The 21,143-nt window shown below is 53.8% G+C and carries 22 protein-coding genes; 10 read left to right on the top strand and 12 right to left on the bottom strand.

Annotation, left to right across the window (positions count from 1 at the left end; translation table 11 throughout):
- Nucleotides 1-2: 2 nt before the first annotated feature.
- Together mmsB and DG177_RS06090 are read left to right on the top strand one after the other, a co-directional pair.
- A complete protein-coding gene (mmsB, locus tag DG177_RS06095) occupies nt 3-881 on the top strand; it encodes a 3-hydroxyisobutyrate dehydrogenase (protein WP_108810678.1) in 879 nt (292 codons plus the stop codon).
- A 6-nt stretch (nt 882-887) separates the two neighbouring features.
- On the top strand, nt 888-1,091 hold the full coding sequence (locus DG177_RS06090; RefSeq protein ID WP_108810677.1) for a hypothetical protein: 204 nt from the start codon (nt 888-890) through the stop codon (nt 1,089-1,091).
- Here DG177_RS06090 and DG177_RS06085 read toward each other — a convergent pair.
- Nucleotides 1,085-1,600 carry a hypothetical protein gene (locus tag DG177_RS06085; protein ID WP_108810676.1) on the bottom strand — a complete coding sequence of 172 codons (516 nt, stop codon included), beginning with the start codon at nt 1,598-1,600 and terminating at the stop codon, nt 1,085-1,087. The genes DG177_RS06090 and DG177_RS06085 overlap by 7 nt on opposite strands.
- Nucleotides 1,597-1,968 (bottom strand): VOC family protein, encoded by a 372-nt coding sequence (locus DG177_RS06080; protein WP_108810675.1) that lies wholly within the window; start codon nt 1,966-1,968, stop codon nt 1,597-1,599. The genes DG177_RS06085 and DG177_RS06080 overlap by 4 nt, the downstream gene beginning before the upstream one ends.
- 67 nt (nt 1,969-2,035) lie before the next feature.
- Here DG177_RS06080 and DG177_RS06075 point away from each other — a divergent pair, with 67 nt between their 5' ends.
- Nucleotides 2,036-2,575, top strand: a complete 540-nt coding sequence (locus DG177_RS06075) for a winged helix-turn-helix transcriptional regulator (protein WP_108810674.1) — start codon at nt 2,036-2,038, stop codon at nt 2,573-2,575.
- On the opposite strand, the gene DG177_RS06070 is transcribed toward DG177_RS06075, so the two are convergent.
- A complete protein-coding gene (locus DG177_RS06070; protein WP_108810673.1) occupies nt 2,572-4,098 on the bottom strand; it encodes an ATPase, T2SS/T4P/T4SS family in 1,527 nt (508 codons plus the stop codon). The genes DG177_RS06075 and DG177_RS06070 overlap by 4 nt on opposite strands.
- 173 nt (nt 4,099-4,271) lie before the next feature.
- Here DG177_RS06070 and DG177_RS06065 point away from each other — a divergent pair, with 173 nt between their 5' ends.
- Nucleotides 4,272-5,207 (top strand): DMT family transporter, encoded by a 936-nt coding sequence (locus tag DG177_RS06065; protein ID WP_337658561.1) that lies wholly within the window; start codon nt 4,272-4,274, stop codon nt 5,205-5,207.
- Here DG177_RS06065 and DG177_RS06060 read toward each other — a convergent pair.
- The 5 genes from DG177_RS06060 to DG177_RS06040 are packed head-to-tail and all read right to left on the bottom strand — an operon-like array spanning nt 5,204 to nt 9,944.
- Complete coding sequence (locus DG177_RS06060) at nt 5,204-5,461, bottom strand: ATP synthase F1 subunit epsilon (RefSeq protein WP_108810671.1); 258 nt, start codon at nt 5,459-5,461, stop codon at nt 5,204-5,206. The genes DG177_RS06065 and DG177_RS06060 overlap by 4 nt on opposite strands.
- 44 nt (nt 5,462-5,505) lie before the next feature.
- Nucleotides 5,506-6,951, bottom strand: a complete 1,446-nt coding sequence (gene atpD, locus DG177_RS06055) for a F0F1 ATP synthase subunit beta (protein WP_108810670.1) — start codon at nt 6,949-6,951, stop codon at nt 5,506-5,508.
- Nucleotides 6,952-6,974: 23 nt separating this feature from the next.
- Nucleotides 6,975-7,850 carry a F0F1 ATP synthase subunit gamma gene (locus DG177_RS06050; RefSeq protein ID WP_108810669.1) on the bottom strand — a complete coding sequence of 292 codons (876 nt, stop codon included), beginning with the start codon at nt 7,848-7,850 and terminating at the stop codon, nt 6,975-6,977.
- Nucleotides 7,850-9,379 (bottom strand): F0F1 ATP synthase subunit alpha, encoded by a 1,530-nt coding sequence (atpA, locus tag DG177_RS06045; protein WP_108810668.1) that lies wholly within the window; start codon nt 9,377-9,379, stop codon nt 7,850-7,852. The genes DG177_RS06050 and atpA overlap by 1 nt, the downstream gene beginning before the upstream one ends.
- Nucleotides 9,380-9,389: 10 nt before the next feature.
- Nucleotides 9,390-9,944 carry a F0F1 ATP synthase subunit delta gene (locus DG177_RS06040; protein ID WP_108810667.1) on the bottom strand — a complete coding sequence of 185 codons (555 nt, stop codon included), beginning with the start codon at nt 9,942-9,944 and terminating at the stop codon, nt 9,390-9,392.
- 278 nt (nt 9,945-10,222) lie between these two features.
- On the opposite strand from DG177_RS06040, the gene ada reads away from it, so the two are divergent.
- The gene (ada, locus tag DG177_RS06035) at nt 10,223-11,263 is read left to right on the top strand and encodes a bifunctional DNA-binding transcriptional regulator/O6-methylguanine-DNA methyltransferase Ada (RefSeq protein ID WP_108812806.1); all 1,041 of its coding nucleotides are present in this window, start codon (nt 10,223-10,225) and stop codon (nt 11,261-11,263) included.
- Nucleotides 11,260-12,009 carry an isocitrate lyase/phosphoenolpyruvate mutase family protein gene (locus tag DG177_RS06030; protein WP_108810666.1) on the top strand — a complete coding sequence of 250 codons (750 nt, stop codon included), beginning with the start codon at nt 11,260-11,262 and terminating at the stop codon, nt 12,007-12,009. The genes ada and DG177_RS06030 overlap by 4 nt, the downstream gene beginning before the upstream one ends.
- Before the next feature lie 9 nt (nt 12,010-12,018).
- Here the strand turns inward: DG177_RS06030 and DG177_RS06025 are convergent, their stop codons facing one another.
- From DG177_RS06025 to DG177_RS06015, 3 genes are all read right to left on the bottom strand, one after another.
- Complete coding sequence (locus tag DG177_RS06025) at nt 12,019-13,245, bottom strand: MFS transporter (protein WP_108810665.1); 1,227 nt, start codon at nt 13,243-13,245, stop codon at nt 12,019-12,021.
- A gap of 13 nt (nt 13,246-13,258) precedes the next feature.
- Nucleotides 13,259-14,809 carry a trypsin-like peptidase domain-containing protein gene (locus DG177_RS06020; RefSeq protein WP_108810664.1) on the bottom strand — a complete coding sequence of 517 codons (1,551 nt, stop codon included), beginning with the start codon at nt 14,807-14,809 and terminating at the stop codon, nt 13,259-13,261.
- A gap of 133 nt (nt 14,810-14,942) precedes the next feature.
- Nucleotides 14,943-17,120 (bottom strand): primosomal protein N', encoded by a 2,178-nt coding sequence (locus DG177_RS06015; protein WP_108810663.1) that lies wholly within the window; start codon nt 17,118-17,120, stop codon nt 14,943-14,945.
- Nucleotides 17,121-17,196: 76 nt separating this feature from the next.
- Here DG177_RS06015 and DG177_RS06010 point away from each other — a divergent pair, with 76 nt between their 5' ends.
- Together DG177_RS06010 and fsa are read left to right on the top strand one after the other, a co-directional pair.
- Nucleotides 17,197-17,871, top strand: a complete 675-nt coding sequence (locus DG177_RS06010) for a DUF4197 family protein (RefSeq protein WP_108810662.1) — start codon at nt 17,197-17,199, stop codon at nt 17,869-17,871.
- Between the two features lie 137 nt (nt 17,872-18,008).
- Nucleotides 18,009-18,662 (top strand): fructose-6-phosphate aldolase, encoded by a 654-nt coding sequence (gene fsa / locus DG177_RS06005; RefSeq protein WP_108810661.1) that lies wholly within the window; start codon nt 18,009-18,011, stop codon nt 18,660-18,662.
- Between the two features lie 48 nt (nt 18,663-18,710).
- Here fsa and DG177_RS06000 read toward each other — a convergent pair whose 3' ends face one another.
- Complete coding sequence (locus DG177_RS06000) at nt 18,711-19,919, bottom strand: penicillin-binding protein activator (protein ID WP_337658560.1); 1,209 nt, start codon at nt 19,917-19,919, stop codon at nt 18,711-18,713.
- A 1-nt stretch (nt 19,920) separates the two neighbouring features.
- On the opposite strand from DG177_RS06000, the gene rsmI reads away from it, so the two are divergent.
- Nucleotides 19,921-20,766 (top strand): 16S rRNA (cytidine(1402)-2'-O)-methyltransferase, encoded by an 846-nt coding sequence (gene rsmI, locus DG177_RS05995; RefSeq protein ID WP_108810660.1) that lies wholly within the window; start codon nt 19,921-19,923, stop codon nt 20,764-20,766.
- Entirely contained in the window at nt 20,763-21,131 is a 369-nt protein-coding gene (locus DG177_RS05990) for a YraN family protein (protein ID WP_108810659.1), read from the top strand. The genes rsmI and DG177_RS05990 overlap by 4 nt, the downstream gene beginning before the upstream one ends.
- Nucleotides 21,132-21,143 lie beyond the last annotated feature (12 nt).

Here is a 21,143-nt window from a genome sequence, read left to right as displayed (position 1 = left end):
AAATGAAAATCGGATTTATCGGTCTCGGCAATATGGGCGGGGGAATGGCCGCCAATCTCGCGAAAGCGGGTCATGAGGTACATGCCTTTGATTTGTCTGGCGAAGCGCTGGCCAAGGCAGGAGAGGCCGGGTGCCATCCTGTTAGTGATGCCGCCGATGCCATCCGTCATATGGAAGCTGTGGTCACTATGCTGCCGGCCGGGAAACATGTCCGCTCTGTCTATGCCAATGATGTGATCATCAATGCCGGGCCTGGCACATTGGTGCTGGATTGCTCGACTATCGATGTCGACAGCGCGCGCGACGTTGCTGATATGGCCAAGGCAAAGAATATCTTACCGGTCGATGCCCCGGTATCCGGCGGTATTGCCGCGGCCAATGGCGGTACGCTGACCTTCATGGTCGGCGGCAGCGAAGAAGCATTTAAACGGGCCGAGCCGATTTTGTCGGATATGGGCAAGGCCGTCATCCATGCCGGTGACAATGGCGCCGGACAGGCAGCGAAGATCTGCAATAATATGTTGCTCGGTGCTTCCATGATTGCGACTTGCGAGACCTTCAAAATGGCGGAAAAACTGGGGCTGGACCTTCAGAATTTCTACGATATTTCCTCGAAGGCATCGGGTCAGAACTGGTCGATGACAAGCTATTGCCCTGTACCAGGCATCGGGCCGCAGAGTCCGGCGGATAATGGCTATGAAGGCGGTTTTGCTGCAGCTTTGATGCTGAAAGACCTGCGTCTTGCTATGGAGGCGGCGGAAAGTGCTGGTGCACAGGTTCCGATGGGCGAGAAAGCACGAGCGCTTTACGAGCAATATGCCGAAGCAAACGGGCAAGGCGGTATGGATTTTTCCGGCATCATCAACATGCTGGACGATTGACCAACATTGGACTCTCTACCGGACTTAAGTGGATGGGCGATTGCTGGCGGCGTCGCTGTTGTAATCGCAGCCATTGCTGCGATCGCGGAACGTCGTCGCAATAATCGCAAGAATATCGAAAAAGTCGGCTTCATGCCTTGGCCTTTTGTCATGCTGATGTCCCTGCTCTTTGCGGCGATCAGCATCGGTCTGGCGTTTAAAGGTCACTGATCGTTGTCGGGTGAACCCTGACAGGCGGCCTTGCGATCATAATCAGCGCTGGCAAACTCTTCGAAGCGTCCTCCATCTCGAAGTACATAATCCGTCACCTTCAGCTGATCTGGGGCGATGCGTTGATAGCGGGTTCGGCCAGTCTCGACCGCTGCATTATGCCAAGTGGCGACGAATGAGTCATTAGAGGTGAGGGCGGTCAGATCATGATCGACACCATTGCTGCCTTTCCAGCGACCACGCCAATGGTTCTCTCCGTCCGGGACGTAGTCCGCGTGACCGGCAAATCGCATTGTCGAACTGCCTTCACCGCTGACCTGATAATCTAGTGTCAATCCCCGGTTTCCGGCCAATGGGCAAACAGAAAGAGACATTCTGGCGGGCTGCCCGAACAACGATCCTTTGCCAGACCAGTCGCCAAGCAGCCAATCAGGAGTAGCTCTGTTATCAACAGGGGTTGGCGCTTCGACTGCCAGCATCAAAGGCAGCCATAACAAAGAAGAGATCATTGACTGTCATTCTCGAACAACATCATCGCGTTGTCGTCAGGATCATAGAAGGTCAGCAGTTTTACCAAACCAGGAATATGCTGGATTTCCCCGTCCTGCTTCACCTTTGCCGCGTCCAGACTAGCCTTGGCCTCAACTATGTCCTTCACGCCCCAGACAGGAGTGGCTCCGCCGCCTTTTTCCACCTTCTCAAGCTGGCTAAGACCCAGATTGACGTTGGCCAGTCCGGTGGACATCTCGCCCCAGGCAATTTCCTCATTCTTGTAAAGAAGCTCAAAATTCAAGATATTCGCATACCATTCGATGGATGCATCGATATCGCTGACGCCCATGGAAACGGTAAGGTCGCCGTCATAGCTAATAGTCATGTTGAACACTCCTGCTTTTCGAGTCGCGGTTGATTTATGGTCAGAAAAGTATAGTAGATAAAATATTATGTCAATTTTATCTCTATCGACGGTTCTCGCGCTCAGTCGCTATCGTTGGACCATTGCGATACTGGCAGCGCTTTCTGGCAGAGGTGCGCGCTTTGTGGAGATATTGAATCACGTTGGTCTGTCGCGGGACAGCCTGTCTCGGGCGCTGGAACAACTTATCGATGCGGGTTGGGTGATCCGCAATCCGGGCCATGGTCATCCGCTGCGCCCCGAATATTTGTTGACGGAAAGCGGCGAGGCGCTGGCGCAAGTGGCAAGCTCGATCATTAGGACGCAGAACCGTCTTGAAATTCCTGTAAAAGACATGACCCGCTGGACCCTGCCGCTGGTTCACGTTCTCGCGGCCGGTCAGACTCGTTTCAGTGGCATAGAGCGGGCTTTGCCAGAGGCATCGCCGCGCGCTGTTTCGCTCAGCTTAAAGGCCACAACAGCGCAGCGGCTTGTGCAAAGAAAAGTGCTCGACGGGTTTCCCCCGACAACAGAATATCTTCTCGCAAAAAACGGCAAATATTTCGCCGAAGCTTTGGAAGTTGCTTAGAGGCAGGCCTCAAGTAACGGTTGCTCAAAACCATATTGCCGCGCTTTTTCAAGCGTATAAGGGCGGAGGCCGGAGGATTGATATTCACCGATGATCTTGCCGTCGGCATCCTCGTCCAGATATTGATATTTGAACAATTCCTGCGTCACGATCACGTCGCCCTCCATCCCGATCACTTCGGTAATGTTGGTCGTCCGGCGTGAACCATCGCGGAGGCGCTTCACCTGAACAATCAGATCAACAGATTCTGCAATCTGGCGTGAAATGGCTTCTTTCGGGATTTTAATGTCACCCATCAAAATCATGTTTTCCATACGGCCAAGACACTCGCGCGGACTATTGGCGTGAAGCGTACACATCGAGCCATCATGGCCGGTGTTCATGGCAGCGAGAAGGTCAAAACATTCAGCGCCACGAATCTCACCCAGAATGATCCGGTCAGGACGCATACGCAAGGCGTTTTTCACGAGGTCACCAATGGTAATGGCGCCTTCGCCTTCGAGGTTAGGCGGACGGGTTTCGAGTGGCAGCCAGTGCGGTTGCTGCAAACGAAGCTCGGCAGCATCCTCGATAGTCAGCACGCGCTCACCCGGGTCGATCATTTTCGACATGGCGTTGAGCATAGTCGTTTTACCAGAACCCGTACCGCCAGAGATAACAACATTAAAACGGCAGGCACCGGCAATTTTCAGCGCCGTACACATGGCCGTCGACATCGAGCCAAAGCCCTGCATCATGTCGAGCGTAATCGGTGTGTCAGAGAATTTACGGATGGAGATGGCTGTGCCTTTAAGGCTCAGCGGCGGCACAATCACGTTCACACGAGAACCATCGGCCAAGCGCGCATCGGCAAGCGGGGTGGTTTGGTCAACGCGGCGGCCAACTTGGTTCACGATCCGCTGGGCGATCTGAAAGAGATGTTCTTCGTCGCGGAACTTAATCGGCGCGATTTCCAGTTTACCCTTAATCTCAATATAGGTCTGTTCAGGACCGTTGACCATGATATCGGAAATATCTGGGTTCTGGAGTAGCTCCTCGAGTGGTCCAAAACCGAGCAGTTCATCAACCAGCACTTTTTCAAGCGCAAATTGCTCGCGCCGGTTCAGCGTCAGTTTCAGCTCGGTCAGCACTTCCATGATAATCGGGCGGAATTCTTCGGTCAGCTCCTCTTTATTGAGTGTCGCCGCCGCTTCGGGATCAACCCGTTCTAACAGGCGCGGAAGCACCTGTTCTTTAATTTTATGGACGGATGCGCCAAAGCCTTCATCCTTGTCGCCTTGTTCGGCCATTGGTTGAGAACGTTCGGCCAGACGCGACATTGCATCGTCTTTATCCGGTGCAGCGGCCTGCTGTTCGCCGGGAAGGGGAACAGCGTCGATGGGAGGAAATTGGTCGCCACCCTCTGACTTATCTGCATTATCCTGATCAGCGGGTTTCGATCCTCCGCCGCCAGACATAGGCTTCGCAACGCCAAATGACGGTCTGCCACCGCCTAATCCGTTTTTCTTACCAAATGCGCTCATGTCTCTCCGCCGGAAATAGTTTGTTCCCAAATCATCAGACATCTCTTTCAAGGAAAATGGTTAATGTTTGGATAATGGTGGTGGGACAGTTTTGGTTTTCTATCACCTGTTTCGACGAAAAATGATGGTTGTGTGTTGCTGAATAGCCTGCAATCGGTGGTTAAGCGCTCATTGTGATCGGACGGGTTTTGCAGGCAGATAAAAATATCGGAAAAACAGTTGCAGGCAGCGGTATCTTGCTGGCCCTAATTGCTTTTTCGGGCTTTCCGATCGGTGATGCGTTCATTAAATCTATGGCTGGCGACTGGCCTGCACCCGCGGTTGCGGCCCTGCGATTCACCATTGGAGCAATCGCTCTTGCTGCCATTCTTTTCTGGCGCGAGGGCAGGGCAGGCTTCCAGATCAGCAGGCCTTGGTTGCATGCTGCGCGTGGCTTTGCCTTGTCGGTTGGCACTATTACGTTCTTTTCTGCCATTTACATAATGCCGCTGGCGGATGCTGTTGCGATATCCTTTATCAATCCAATCCTGACGGCTTTATTCTCAGGCTGGTTCCTGAAAGAGAAAATGCGCCCGGTGACATGGATAGCAACGATTGTTGCATTTGGTGGCGTGTTGATCATGTTACAGCCCAATGTTGCGGCTTTTGGTCTGGTTGCCGTTTTGCCACTAATCTCTGCTGTTGCGATGGCAGCAATGTTGATCCTGAATCGCATGGTATCCAGCCAGCGATCGATCTTTGCGGCGCAGTTCTATATCGCTTTCTGGGCCGCCATATTCCTCTCGATTGCCGCTACGACTGGGCATTTCCTGTTTCCGGTAATGCATGTTCCGGGAGCACCGGACTGGGATGTTATTCTGCGCTGTGCGGTCGTCGCGATTACGGCGACAAGTTGTCATTTTCTGCTCTATATGGCGACCATGCGGACGACAGCAGCGGCAATAGCACCGATTGTCTATATCCAGCTGATCATCGCATCACTGATCAGCGTTTTCATATTTGGAGACGCGATTGAACCGCTGGCTCTGGTCGGCGGCAGCCTGATCTTGCTGAGCGGTCTGTTCCTCTGGCGCAGCGAACGCCGGGCGGCAACGGTCGTAGAGGCTTAGGAAACGGCCTCGGCCAATACCGTCAGGCCTTTTTCGTTTACTTCGGCAAATCCACCCTGAACGGTTATGACTTCAGCCTCTGCACCCTCGCTGGCGTAAATGGACAATTCTGCATCACGGATGGTGGACATAAACGGCGCGTGGCCAGCCAATACGCCAAAGTCGCCTTCTGCGCCGGGAACAACAACCATATAAACATCATCCGAGCGGACAAGCTTTTCAGGAGTTACGAGTTCGAAATGTAGGTTTGCCATCAATCTATGTCCCTATTCCCCTCCCGTGAGGGAGGGGGAATGGATTAGGCCGCTTCTGCTGCCAGTTGTTTGCCTTTTTCAAGCGCTTCATCAATGCCGCCAACCATGTAGAAGGCATTTTCAGGAAGATGATCATATTCACCGTCCACAACCGCTTTAAACGACTTAATCGTGTCTTCCAGATCAACGAACTTACCAGAAATGCCGGTAAAGACTTCCGCGACGTGGAAAGGCTGTGACAGGAATTTCTGAATTTTACGCGCCCGGGCAACGACCAGCTTATCTTCTTCAGACAGCTCGTCCATGCCGAGAATGGCGATAATGTCCTGCAGCGACTTATATTTCTGCAGGATTTCCTGAACAGCACGGGCCGTGTCATAATGTTCCTGACCCACAACACGTGGCTCGAGAACACGCGAGGTTGAATCGAGCGGGTCAACAGCGGGGTAGATGCCCAGCTCTGAAATCGCACGGTTCAAAACGGTGGTTGCGTCCAAGTGGGCAAAAGAGGTTGCCGGTGCAGGGTCGGTCAAGTCATCGGCAGGAACGTAAATGGCCTGAACCGAAGTGATCGAACCTTTATTGGTCGAGGTGATACGCTCTTGCAGCGCGCCCATGTCGGTAGACAGGGTTGGCTGATAGCCCACAGCTGAAGGAATACGGCCGAGAAGCGCGGACACTTCGGAGCCAGCCTGCGTAAAGCGGAAAATATTATCAACGAAGAACAATACGTCCTGGCCTTCCTGATCACGGAAATATTCCGCGATGGTCAGACCGGACAGAGCAACACGAGCACGCGCTCCTGGAGGCTCGTTCATCTGACCATAGACGAGTGCCACTTTGGAACCTTCTGAGGTTGCGTTGCCGTCTTCGCCCTTGGCGATAACGTTTGCATCGAGAAATTCGTGATAAAGGTCATTACCTTCGCGGGTACGCTCACCCACACCGGCGAAGACGGAAGTACCGCCATGGCCTTTAGCAATGTTGTTGATCAGTTCCTGAATAAGCACGGTCTTGCCCACGCCGGCACCGCCGAACAGGCCAATTTTACCGCCCTTTGCATAAGGTGCGAGAAGGTCGACAACTTTAATACCGGTGACGAGAATTTCGCTGTCGGTGGACTGATCGACAAAAGCAGGCGCTTCTGCGTGAATTGGCGCAGTGGTCTTGTGACCGATCGGGCCAAGCTCATCAATAGGATCGCCAACCACGTTCATGATGCGGCCAAGTGTTTCAGGGCCAACAGGCATGTTGATCTGTGCGCCGGTATCGGTAACTTCCTGACCGCGGGTCAAACCTTCGGTCGCATCCATCGCGATGGTGCGCACGGTGTTTTCGCCGAGATGCTGAGCAACCTCAAGCACCAGCCGGTTGCCGTTATTGTCGGTTTCCAGAGCCGAGAGAATGGCCGGGATATCCGTATCAAAGGTGACGTCGACGACAGCGCCGATAACCTGTGAAATGCGGCCTACATTGTTGGTATTTGCCATTTTTCTTTCCTTGCGTACGTGCTTTAGAGCGCTTCAGCGCCAGCGATAATTTCAATCAATTCGGTGGTAATCGCGGCCTGACGGCTGCGGTTATAAATAATGGTCAGATTGTCGATCAGGTCGCCGGCATTGCGCGTGGCGTTGTCCATCGCGGTCATCGACGCGCCTTGCTCTGACGCCATATTTTCAAGCAATGCGCCGAAAAGCTGGGTGGTCAGATTGCGTGGCAGCAACTCGGTGAGGATTTCTTCCTCATCGGGTTCATATTCTGTCGACGCGCCCGATGCTTCGTCACCGGATGTGTCCAGAGCGACAGGAATAATCTGTTGCACCGTCGGTTCCTGCAACAATGCCGATTTGAATTTCGAGTAGAAGAGATGAGCAACGTCAAATTTGCCCTCTTCCACCAAGGCGGTCAGATCCGCTGCAATTGCTTTGGCTTCTTCAAAGCCAGGTGTTTTTGCGTCGGTCGTGTCGAAATGCTTCAATATCTGATCGGGATACATCCGCTTGATTACTGGAATGCCTTTGCGGCCAACCATGTAGAAGAGGACAGTCTTACCATCTTTGGTCAGCTGTTCAGCCTTCAACCGCGCTTCTTTGACGATATTGGCGTTAAACGCCCCGCAAAGACCGCGATCTGAGGTTGCAACAACCAGAAGATGGACCTGATCCTTGCCAGTGCCAGCCAGCAGTTTTGGTGAATTTTCATCCACCGTCACTTTGCCAGCGAGGCTCGACATGACCTTCGCCATTTCATTGGCGTAAGGACGCGCGGCCTCTGCGGCCATTTGCGCACGGCGCAATTTGGCAGCGGCCACCATCTTTTTGGCCTTGGTGATCTTCTGGGTCGATTTAACCGACCCGATCCGATCCTTAAGTTCCTTGAGCGAAGCCATTAGGCAAAGCTCTTGCCGAACGCTGCCAATGCGGCTTCCAGCTTCTCCTTGGTGTCATTTGCCAAGTCACCGCTTTCACGGATCGTTTTCAAAATGTCAGCATGGTCAGAGCGCATATGAGCGAGCATTGCTTCTTCATAGCGAACAACATCGGTCACTGCGACATCATCAAGATGGCCGTTGGTACCCGCGTAGATGGAAGCTGTTTGCTCTTCAAATGCGAGCGGGGAGAATTGTGCCTGCTTGAGCAACTGCGTCAAACGCTCGCCACGTGCCAGCAATTTCTGCGTGGACGCGTCCAAGTCAGAACCGAACTGCGCAAAGGCTGCCATTTCGCGATATTGCGCGAGATCGAGTTTAATCGAACCAGAAACCTTTTTCATCGCTTTCGTCTGCGCGGCAGAACCCACACGGGAAACTGACAGACCGACGTTAATCGCAGGACGGATGCCCTGGTTGAACAGGTCGGTCTCGAGGAAGATCTGACCGTCAGTAATCGAAATCACGTTGGTTGGGATGTAAGCGGAAACATCGCCAGCCTGTGTTTCAATGATTGGCAATGCCGTCAGCGAACCAGAACCATTATCTTCGTTCATTTTTGCGGCACGTTCGAGCAAACGTGAGTGAAGATAGAAAACGTCACCAGGATAAGCTTCACGGCCCGGAGGGCGACGCAGAAGCAGGGACATCTGACGATAAGCCACAGCCTGCTTGGAAAGATCGTCATAAACGATACAGGCGTGCATGCCATTATCGCGGAAATATTCGCCCATCGTCACACCAGTATATGGCGCGAGATATTGCAGCGGGGCCGGCTCGGAAGCAGAAGCGGCAACAACGATAGAATATTCCATCGCGCCGTTTTCTTCGAGCTGACGTACGATCTGCGCAACCGTGGAGCGCTTCTGGCCCACAGCCACATAGATGCAGTAAAGTTTTTTACCTTCGTCATCACCAGCGTTGATTGTTTTCTGGTTGATGAAAGTATCGATGGCGACAGCGGTCTTACCGGTCTGACGGTCACCAATGATCAATTCGCGCTGACCACGGCCAACGGGAACCAGCGCATCAAGCGCCTTGAGGCCGGTTTGCACGGGCTCATGAACTGATTTACGCGGGATGATGCCCGGTGCTTTAACTTCAACGCGGCTGCGCTTTTCAGTTTTGATCGGGCCCTTGCCGTCAATAGGATTGCCAAGACCGTCAACAACGCGGCCGAGAAGTTCCTTGCCGATGGGAACGTCCACAATCGTACCGGTACGCTTAACAACGTCGCCTTCTTTAATGTCCGCATCCGTACCGAAGATAACGACACCGACATTGTCGGCTTCTAGGTTCAGCGCCATGCCCTGGGTGCCGTTGGAGAATTCAACCATCTCACCAGCCTGTACCTGGTCAAGACCGTGGATACGGGCAATGCCGTCACCAACTGCGAGCACGGTTCCAACTTCGGAAACCTGAGCTTCATTACCAAAATTGGCGATTTGGTCTTTGATGACCTTCGAAATTTCTGCTGCGCGAATATCCATTGTTCTTCCTTTAGCCCTTCATGGCCTGAGATAGCGTGTTCAAACGGGTTTTAATCGAATTGTCGATCATCTGGCTGCCGATTTTGACGACCAGACCGCCCAGGATGGACGGATCGACGGAGGTGGAAACCGATACATCGCTTCCCACACGTTTCTTGAGTTGCGCCTTAAGCGCATCAACTTGCGCATCATCCAGGGGATGAGCGGAGGTCACTTCGGCGGTAATCTCACCGCGATGGCCCGAAGCCAAAGTAGAGAAGGCGCGAATGACGGCTGGTATCTGGTCGAGACGGCGATTAGCCGCGAGAACACCGAGTACGTTGGTGGTCAAATCATCCAGTTTCATTTGTCCCGCAATAGCAGCAATTGCTTTGCCGGCGTCAGCACGGGACAGGACCGGGCTGCTAATCAGCGCTTTCAGGTCGTCCGATTCGCCCATCGCATCGCCGAGTGCACCAAGGCTTGATTCGACTGTTTCGATGGCTTTTTTTTCGGTGGCCAAAGCGAACAATGCAGTGGCGTAACGCCCCGCTAAACTCGCTCTAATGCCGCTGGAATTCTCCACGCGTTCGTTACTCCGTGCCTGAATTATTGATCTGAAAATTGACCAAAAAACTGGTATGTAATGTATTCCCGAATACCGACGAAAATGACAGCATCTCGCCTTCGGATGGGCGGCGTCTAGCAACCATTTTGCTGCGATGCAAGATAGCACTCGAACGCTTTTTAAACTTTGCCAAAAAAGGCGGAATTTCAAGCTGTTTGATTATCTCAGAGGTAAGATTTTGCTTTGATCGCAAGATACGGGATGCGAGGGTCGGCAAAGGCTGGCAAAAGAACAACATGAACAAAGACGAATCCTTGATCGATGACAATAGAGCCTGGCAGGCGGTAGCCAACCGTGACCGGGCATTTGACGGCAAGTTTGTGACCGGCGTGCTAACCACCGGTATTTATTGCCGTCCTTCCTGTGCAGCGCGGCATCCCAAGCGAGAAAATGTACGCTTCTTTGCTAAGCCGGAACAGGCGGAAGCGGAAGGATTACGCGCTTGTCTGCGCTGCATGCCCAAAGATGTCGCGCGTGATGATGCGGCGGTAAAAGCCGTGATTGATGCGATCCGTATGGCTGAAACGGCGCCGGCATTGGATGAGCTGGGCGAGATGACCAGCTATTCACCCACCCATTTGCAGCGCATATTCAAGCGCGAAATGGGATTGTCACCAGCGGCTTATGCGCGCGCTCTGCGTTCCGAACGTGCCAAGGAGGCGCTCGACAGCGGTGCTTCTGTTACCGAAGCCATCTACGATGCCGGCTATGGCTCAGCATCCCGATTTTACGCAGATAATGGAAAGAGATTAGGCATGAAACCAAGTGCTTGGAAAAATGGCGGGGCGGGGGTCACGATCCGCTGGGCTAATGTCGAGACATCATTGGGAACAATGATGGTGGCTGCCACGGACAAGGGTGTCTGCTGTTTGTCCTTCAACGAAGGTGAAGAGGAATTGAGTGCCCGCTTCCCCAAAGCTGACCTGCAGCCGGGTGATGATGCATTTCAGGCCTTGGTCGGGCAAATCACGGCCTCTGTCGAGAAACCCGGTGACTTCAGCCATATTCCTTTGGACGTGCAGGGTACCGCGTTTCAGGAGGCGGTTTGGCAGGAACTTCAGAAAATACCGCTTGGCGAGACACGTAGCTATGCCGATATTGCAGCCGCCATTGGCAAGCCCAAAGCGGTGCGCGCTGTGGGCAGTGCCAATGGTGCCAATAATGTTGCGGTGTTAATCCCGTGCCACCGCGTGGTGCGCAGCGATGGCAGCATGGGCGGCTATGCCTATGGACTAGAGATAAAAGAACGTTTGCTCGAAAAGGAAGCCGCGAAATGACGGATATGATCGCCCAATTTGCTGAACTGCATCAACCGGGCAAGCCGCTTATCCTTTACAATATCTGGGATGCGGGCAGTGCTCAGGTTGCGGCTCGTGCAGGGGCAAAGGCGGTTGCAACGGGCAGCTTGTCCGTTGCTGGTGCGCAAGGTTTTGAGGATGGTGAGAAGCTGCCCTTTGATTTTGCTCTGGCCAATGCCAAACATATTGTATCTGCGGTCGATGTGCCGGTCACAATTGATCTGGAAACCGGTTATGGAGATGATGCATCTGCGGTTGGTGCAAACGCACGGCTGATGAAAGAGGCAGGCGTGGCTGGCCTTAATCTGGAAGATCAGGATTTGTCGGCGGGCGGACTACGCGATGTGTCCGTTCAGTCCCAACGTATAAAGGCCGCCGCCGATAGTGGGTTGTTCATCAATGCACGTACGGATCTGTTTATCCAGACACCTTTGCCAGATCATGATGATGCGCTGGCCCATAAAGCGTTGGAACGTTGTCAGGCCTACGCCGATGCAGGCGCTGGCAGTTTTTTCATTCCCTTTGCAGCCGATGAAAAGTTGATTGGCGATATTTGCGACATTGCAGCTTTGCCGGTCAACATCATGAGAATGCCGGATAGCCCATCCATTTCCCGATTAGCCGAGTTGGGCGTTGCACGCATCAGCTATGGCCCAGGCCCCTGGATGGCTGCGATGGCCGCATTTGAAGCGGAGGCGGTAAAGATATACGGCAATCAGCGCTGAACCCGAATATTACTGTTTATTGTCAGGCGCGGGCTTGACAATCATCAACAAGATTAGCGGGATCAGTCCGACAAATGCGGCAATGGCGAACGGTGCGCCAACAAAGCGAAAGGGCGCTGCATCACTGGTAAAATAGGATAGCGAGCCGTTATAAAGAAGCGGCGCGATCAGGGCGGCAAGCGCGGCCATGCTGCCATTAAATCCCTGTAATTCTCCTTGCATGTTGCTCGGCGTGCGGCGAGACATCATCGCGTTAATGCTGGGCATGGCCATGCCCTGTAATCCAACAACCAGACACATGGACAGCGCAACCCAGCTGACGTCCACCAGCACGTAGACTGCAAAAATCACAATCGCGACGAATATTCCGAACATTGCGGTTTTTCGTTCGCCGACAGCACTGACAAATCGACCAATCAAAAACGCCTGAACGAGCGCCATCGACAGCCCCACACAAGTCAGGGACAATCCGACCATTTTACTATCCCAACCATATTGCGCCGGAGCAAAAAAGGACCAACTGGTTGGATAGATGGAGCTGCTGAGCATCCACAGAAAATAGATCACGGCAACGCCAAGCAAGTTTGGCAATTTGCCGAGATTGAGCAAGGCTCCCATTGGATTGGCACGTTTCCATTCAAAGCTGCGCTTTTCTTCCGGTGCCATGGTTTCTGGAAAAGCAAACCAGCCATATATGAAATTGAGGAAAGCCAGCCCGCCAGCCACAAAAAACGGGATACGCGTCCCATAATCGCCCAAAAACCCGCCTAAAGCTGGACCAACTATGAAGCCAATGCCGAAGGCGGCTCCGACCAATCCAAAGCTTTTGGCGCGATCTTCGTCGCTCGACATGTCAGCCATGGCAGCATTGGCCGGGCCGAATATGGCGCCAAGACCACCGGCGATGGAGCGACCAATGAACAACCACACTATTGATGTCGCAAAACCCATCAACGCAAAGTCAATTCCAAACGCAAGCAGAGAGAGCAGAAATACGGGTCGACGACCAAAACGGTCACCGAGATTGCCGACCAGCGGACCCATGAGAAATTGGAACAACGCGTAAGAAGCGCTGATAAAGCCGCCGAGCATAGTTGCCTCGGACAGGCTGACGCCCTCCAGTTCCTGAATAAGCTCTGGCAGCACCGGCATGATGATGCCAAAGCCAACGGAATAGATGAAAACCGTCAACAGCACGAAGCGCATTGCCGACTTACGCTGCTTGTCTGCGATCATAGCAAGTCAGCAATCATTGCGCAGTTTTTTCGCATTCATAAACTAGCCGCTCGTTGGTCTGCATAGGTAACTCGGTTCGGATCGCCTTCACCATATCCGCAACATCGGAAAGTGCTTTTTCATCTGCGGTGCAGGCCCGGTTGCCATATTGCTTGCGGATCTCACGGGCCTTCGTCATCGCCGCCAGCCCCAGGAGATATCGCTCGGTGGTGAATTCCAGTCGATCAGGGTCAAAGCTGCTGATGGTGACCGTCTGTTCCTCATTGGGGACAAAAATACGTGACCATTGGGCGCCATCACGGCCATATTGGGTGCGTCCGTTGATACAGCCGCCTTCTGCCCAATCGATGTCCAGCGAGTCAGCCTGCGAAACCGTTATCCGGCTGCGTTGGGGATTCAGGCGGCATTGGTACTGACCCGAGGTAGCGATTATTTGTCCGCTAGCGGTGCCATTCTGATCAGGCAGCTGTTCCTTCAGTGCGACTGCGACACGATCATCAATCTCACTAAAAGCCGGCCGGGAAAGAAAAACAAGGATCGCGCCAACCAGCAACAACGCGGCCCCACCTGCGGTTCCAATGGCTGGTGTACGTTTGTCCTGAATCATCAGATAGCCGGCTCCGCCAATTGCCACCAGCGATAGCACCAGCATTAACGCGGCAATCGCCATTTGATTTTCGCGCTCGGTAATAATGTCCTGCGAGATGGAGGTCCGCAGCTTCGCCTCCGTCTGCTGGCGCTGCGCTGCCTCGGCTTTTTGAGCGGCCTCAATTTTGGCTCGGGCAGCCGCTTCACGGCGTTGCTCCTGAAGGCTTATATCGGCTGCAGAACGGCAGGGTGTGGCTGTTAGCCCTACTTTGACGCCAGCTTTGCGCAGAAAGGACAGTATCTCACGACTGGACACAGCAAATCCAAACTCAGCATCATTGCCGTCAGATAGCGAACCAAAGCTGTTTGCGCCCAATATCCGCCCACAATTGTCTATGAGCGGTCCACCGCTGTTGCCGCTGGCAATTGGCGCAGTGTGCAAAATAGTATCAAATTGTTTGGTTGACCGGCCGCCTGAGACAGAGCCGCGCGTTTTGACCGGTGACATCGGGTTGATGAGATCATCGAGATTGAGGCCCTGAGCGCGATCCACGGAACCTGGATAGCCGACTGCTACCACATCCGCTCCATCGGCCACAGGACCGCTGAAAACCGTAATGGGCGGCAGTCGTCCCCCATCCTGAAGCTGAATCAGCGCCAGATCATTACCTGGGGAATAGGCGATAACCCTTCCGCCATAGCTGGTTCCGCCTTGTGAAGGTACGATACCGATAACGACGGATTTCTCTTGCCGCGCAATTTCGACGACATGGGCGTTGGTAACAATCTTGTCCGGCGCCACCGCAAAGCCGCTACCATGGCCCACAAAAGCGACTTTATCACCATCTGTTGCGGCCAATACAACGCGGACGACCGAACGACTGGCGGCCGCGATATCGGCAGGATCAGCATGAGCGGGCCCAGCAAACAGAACAGTGAGAGCAAGTGTGAAAACCAATGCGAGCTTTTTAATCATCTTGTTCCCATGCTCGAATTTATAGGATTTTTCAAAAGTAATTTAAAAATTGAAGCTGTACCGAGCTGATCGAAGAGCAACCTGACAGAAAATACCCAAACCGGTTTAGAATGTGCTGTGTTGATGTGCGCCTTTAGACAAAGCTATACGGATCGATATCAACGCCGACCCGCACGGCGCGCGGCCATTCGAGCTTTTCGAGCCATTCGCGCATGATCTCTTGCAATTCAACCGATCGGTGCGCGTGGACTAGTAATCGATGGCGATGGCGGCCGCGCAGCATGGCAAGCGGGGCAGGGGCGGGACCATAGACTGCGAAGCTCTCTACTTTCGGCGCTGTCTGGCCAATCAGTCGAGCAGTTTCCATAGCTTCTGCATTATCTTCTGAAGACACGATAATTGCGGCAAGCCGAGAAAAAGGTGGCGCAGCGGCGGCGCGACGGGATTCGGTCTCGGTAGAATAAAAACCATCTCTGTCACCCTTGATCAGCGCTTGAATTACCGGCGCGCCTGGCATGCGTGTCTGAACATAGACCTGGCCAGGCTTCTCGGCTCGACCCGCACGGCCTGCCACCTGCGCAATTTGCTGAAAACTGCGTTCGGCCGCACGAAGGTCTCCGCCTTCAAGGCCGATGTCCGCATCCACCACACCGACCAGAGTCAGATTGGGAAAATGATAGCCTTTGGTCACCAGCTGGGTGCCAACGACAATGTCAATCGCACCGGCTTCCATCTGTGCGACAAACTCTCCCGCCTTGGCTGGTGACCAGATTGTATCGGAGGTGACGATGGCGGTACGTGCAGCCGGAAACAGCATCTTGACCTCGTCGCAGATCCGCTCGACACCCGGACCGCAGGCGACCAGTGAATCTTCATCGCTACATTCGGGACATTGTTCCGGCTGCGGCATAACATGACCACAATGGTGGCAGGCAAGGCGCTTGGTGAGCCGGTGTTCAACCATCCAAGCGGTACAATTGGGGCAGTTGATCCGATGGCCACAGGTCCGGCACAGCGTAAGCGGTGCAAATCCGCGCCGGTTGAGGAAAAGCAGGGATTGCTCGCCCTTGGCCAGATTTTCTTCGAGCGCATTGATCAGAGTTGGAGCAAGCCATGAGCCGCGCGCCGGAATATCCTGCGTCAGATCGAGAGCGGCTATCTCCGGCAAGGTCGCCGCGCCAAAACGGGCGGGCAATTCCAACAGTTCATAATTGCCCTGTTCGACCTGATGCCGGCTTTCAATTGCCGGTGTCGCGGAAGCCAGTACCACGGGAATTTTCTCATGCAGGCCACGCATCACGGCGACATCTCGGGCGTGATAGCGTACGCCATCTTCCTGCTTGAAGCTGTTCTCATGCGCTTCATCCACGATGATCAGGCCAAGATTCTTGTACGGCAGAAACAGCGCCGAGCGCGCACCGACCACCACTTTGGCATCGCCATCGGCTAGCGCCCGCCAGTTTTTCTTGCGGTCGGACTGTTTAAGTCCGCTATGCCAAGCCACCGGTTCGGTTCCGAAACGCGCCTGGAAGCGATCTAGAAAGGGTTCGGTCAGCGCGATTTCGGGAAGCAGCACCAGCGTCTGCTTATCCTGACGCAAGGCCTCTGCCACGGCCTCAAAATAGACCTCTGTCTTGCCGGACCCCGTAACGCCATCGAGCAAATAAGGTTGGAATGCAGCATTCTGTACAGCTTTGACTAATGTGTTGCTGACCTGGATCTGATCATCACTCAATTCCACCTTGGCGAATTCGGGATCCGGATGCGCGATAGCGGCAAAAGGAGAGATTTCGCTGCGGTCCAACGCGCCACATTTCTCAAGGCCTCTTATAACCGCAGCGGAAACATCTGCCTTGAACGCCAGTTCACTAACTGTACCCTGTACATCGACCAGTTTGTCGAGCGCCTGTTCCCGTTGTGGTGTCATCCGATCCGGAACATTGCCGTTCAATCGATATTCGATGATCGGGCGATTATCAGCAAAGGCTGCACCGCTCGACAACACCATGCGCAGAACAGACGCGGGCGCTGCAAAATAATATTGTGCAGTCCATTCAATCAATCGGCGAAGCGGCGCGGATAATGGCGGGACATCACGCAATTCCAACAATGGCCTCAGCTTTTTTGCGTCAATCTCATCGACCGGAAAACTGTCCGCTTCCCATACGACGCCAGGCACTTTGCGCGGTCCCAGCGGGGCCATAACAATGGAACCAGGGCGTGCGTCCATACCGTCAGGCACCCGATAATCGAGTGGTCCCAGAGCAGCATTGAGCAAAAGCACTCTAACTCGATTTTTGGTGCGATTCATTCGGCCGGTATAGGCATGCTTTGGGTTTGCGTCACCAACTGCTATGCAGGGATATGCGGATTAGGGGAGTAAGCACATGAGAAATTTGGATCGTCGGCATTTTTTAGCAGCTAGCGGAGCCGCGGCATTATTGGCGCTGCCTGGCTGTGCCAGCCTGCCGAGTTTGAGCTTGACCGAAGCGGTGAAGCGGTTGCTGACCTTGTCATCACAAAATGCTTTTGCCGAACTGATGCAACCCAACGGGTTTTTTGACAGTCAGGTCGCCCGTATCTCGGTGCCGGAAAGATTAGGCGGAACGCGGGTTACGAACATAGCAACCGCCATGTTACGGTCCAAGCCAATCCAGAAGCGCTTGCTCAAACAGGTCAACCGCGCGGCCGAGAAAGGCGCAGAACTGGCTGCTCCTGTCATAGCGGATACAATCCGCAGTATGAGCATTGCCGATGCGGCCGCGATCATCAGAGGTGGAGACCGGGCCGCAACCGAATTGTTGCAGAACGAGCTGGGTACCGCGCTGGTAACGCAGATGCTTCCGGGGGTTAGCAAGGGCCTGAACCTATTTGACAACGAGATTATCAATCTTGTCCTGTCGCAAGTCAGCGACATTAATTTTGCCGATATCAGCGATGATGTGACCAACAAGGTCAGCGATGCGATCTACCGATCCATCGGCGCTCAGGAGGCCCGGATCAGAGCCAATCCACAGGCAACCAATGATCCTCTGATAATCGGGGTATTCGGCTTGACCTAGAATGTTATCCGGTCTTGGCCCACACACTATCCACAGCTTTCTGAACAGCTTGACCGTGCCCCCGGTTTCGCGTCTCTTGGAAAGACGTTAGGCGAGTCGCAATCGCCATCACTTATCCGCATCGGGAGCCGGACATTATGAAATTTTTTGTTGATACCGCTGACACCGCAGAAATCGCTGACCTGGCGGCGACGGGAATGGTCGACGGCGTAACCACCAATCCATCGCTGATCAAGAAATCTGGTCGCGACATCATGGAAGTGACAAAGGAAATATGTGGTCTGACCGATGGCCCGGTCTCTGCCGAAGTGGTCGCACTTGATCATGCAACGATGATGCAGGAAGCCGAAGTGCTGCGCAAAATTGCCGACAATGTCTGCATCAAGGTTCCATTGACCATCGATGGCCTAAAAACCTGTAAGGCGCTGACGAACGACGGAACCATGGTCAATGTGACCCTTTGTTTTTCTGCCAATCAGGCGTTACTAGCGGCCAAAGCCGGCGCCAGCTTTATTTCTCCCTTTGTCGGCCGACACGATGACAACGGCTTTGACGGTATGAAGCTGATTGATGAAATCCGGCTGATTTACGACAATTACGCTTATGACACGGAAATATTGGTCGCTTCGATCCGCCATCCTGTTCATGTTCTGGAATCCGCACGTATTGGGGCCGACGTCGCGACGATGCCGCCAAACGTGATCCGCGGTTTGTTCAAACATGTCCTGACCGACAAAGGCATTGAGGGTTTTCTGGCCGATTGGAAAGATACCGGTCAACAGATTGGCTGATAACGATATTGCCTTATTCGGGCTTTCGCTCGGACAATGCCTTAAGCCCTAAAAACCCTTGGGTGCAGGATCGACGACGCTAAAGCTACCGCTGCGGATTTCCTGCACTTCCAGAGCACGCTCCGAGATGCCGTTTCTGCGGAAGCGGAATACGCCGTCCAGTCCAATAAACCCGCCTGAATCAGTAAGCTGCCTGATCGGGAAGGGGGTGCCGACTTTCCAGTTTTGCGCCACCTTCACCGTGAGCAGAACGGAATCATAGCCCAGGCTAGACAACCGGAAAGGTGCCCGGCCATAGCGGCTGCGATACTTACCTGCATATTGGCGATATAGCCCGTCTGAAACGCTGGCAAACCAGGCACCACGCATCGCCGGAGAACCGGCCAGATTACTGCTCGTATTCCACAAGTCAGTACCCAGTATCTTGGCGCTACCGCTGGCATTTTTGCGAATGTAAGGAGCCGCTTTTATTGCCATGGTGCCATTGTCTGCCAATAGTACCGCATCAAAATCGCCATTTTGGGCGAGCTTCTTGGTGGCGGCTTCTACCGATGCGGAATCACGATTGAAATTCTGAATGGAAACGACGGTACCACCGGCATCTTTCACGGAACGCAACAGGGTCGAAGAGGCACGCTGCCCATAAACACCGTTCGGGACGAGGGCAGCAAAGCGGTTCATGCCCTTCGACTTGGCATAGCTGACAACCCGACTGATGGATTGTGAAGGAATATGACCCAGCAGAAAGACGTTGTTGCCCGCTACGCCAGCGTCATTGGAAAAACTGAGGATCGGAACGCCCGCTGGTCGCGCGATATTGGCAGTCGCAACCACATTGTCGCTCAGCAGCGGCCCGATGATTAGTTTGTTACCGTCGGCAACAGCTTTGCGGGCAGCAGCAGTAACACCTTTGGCGGTATCATAACTGGTCATCCGTATATTCTGTGCCTTGGTATCGAGCAGTGCCATCGTGGTTGCATTGGCCAGAGATTGTCCGACCCCTGAATTCTTGCCGGACAGCGGGACCAGCAACGCGATCCGATGATGTTTCTGATCGGTTGGTAATTCGCCCGTAACCGGCGGAGGTGTCGGTGTTGGTCTGGTGGGACGTTCTCCGCCACGCGGTACAACGGATTCGCAACCGGCCAGAAATATAATGCCTGCTAGCCCCGCATATTTCAGCAAGCTGCGGCGCACAGTCTGGGAGGATGTTTTTTCATCCTGTCCTACATGCAAATTATCTGTCATGGCGTTCATTATGTCTGCTCCCGTTGAACATGGCCTGTATATCGTCGCCACGCCAATCGGCAACCTCGGAGATTTGTCCCATCGCGCGGAAGAAATTCTTGCTGCCGCAGATATCATTCTGGTTGAGGATTCAAGAGTAACCGGTAAGCTTTTGAACTATATCGGTAAAAAGAAGAAAATGATGGTTTATAATGACCATAAGGGTGCGGCTGAGCGGCAGGAAATTTTGGCGGCGATAGGATGTAAAATTGTCGCACTTGTCAGTGATGCCGGTACACCGCTTATTTCTGACCCCGGATACAAGCTGGTGCGCGAGGCTCAGGCTGCGGGCGCTTATGTCACAACTATCCCCGGTCCGAGCGCGGCCATTGCTGCGCTGACCTTGTCCGGATTGCCCAGTGACCGGTTTCTGTTTGAAGGTTTCTTGCCCAGCAAAACAAAAGCGCGAAGTGAAGTTCTGGCGGAACTGGCTCCGATCAAGACGACGCTGATTTTTTACGAAAACGGTGCACGGCTTGGTGGCATGCTGGCTGATACGCTTGCTGTTCTGGGTGATCGTCCCGCGGCTGTCATCCGAGAAATTACCAAGAAATTTGAAGAAACCGTGACTGGCGACCTGTCAGAGCTGGCGGAGCGTTATGCCGGCGAAAAGCCCAAGGGCGAGATTGTCGTAGTCGTCGGACCACCGCTTGCGGAGGACGCAGCGAGCATTTCCGATATCGAAGCTGCACTGCGTACGGCGCTTGAGCGGCTTCCAGCCTCCAAGGCTGCCGGAGAGGTAGCGCGGACTTATGGCGTGGATCGCAAGCAACTATACGAGCTGACGAACCGCTGGAAGGCGGAAAGTCAGCAGTGAAACGCTCTGCTGCGAAACGGGAACGGGCCGAAAAGCAGGGACGGCGGGCTGAGAGTATTGCTGCGGGTTGGTTACGATTGCATGGCTGGCGGATTTTGGGGCAACGTGTTCGAACCGCGCATGGTGAAGTGGACGTGATTGCCAAACGCGCGGGGCTGGTGGCTTTTGTGGAAGTGAAAGCACGGACGAAAGCCGAAGACCTGGAGACAGCGATTGACCATCATCGACTGAAACGCGTCGCGGCTGCGGCGGAAATTCTCTATCCGGACTATTGCAAAAATGGTGAAGATGCCCGGATTGATGTTATTTTGGTTGCACCGCGCCGCTTGCCGACCCATTTAACCAATGTCTGGCATGGGTTTTAATCCAGCCAATCC

Origin of the sequence: Sphingorhabdus sp. Alg231-15, from assembly GCF_900149705.1 — a bacterium.
GTDB lineage: Bacteria > Pseudomonadota > Alphaproteobacteria > Sphingomonadales > Sphingomonadaceae > Parasphingorhabdus.
This window is presented reverse-complemented; position numbering and strand designations above follow the sequence as displayed.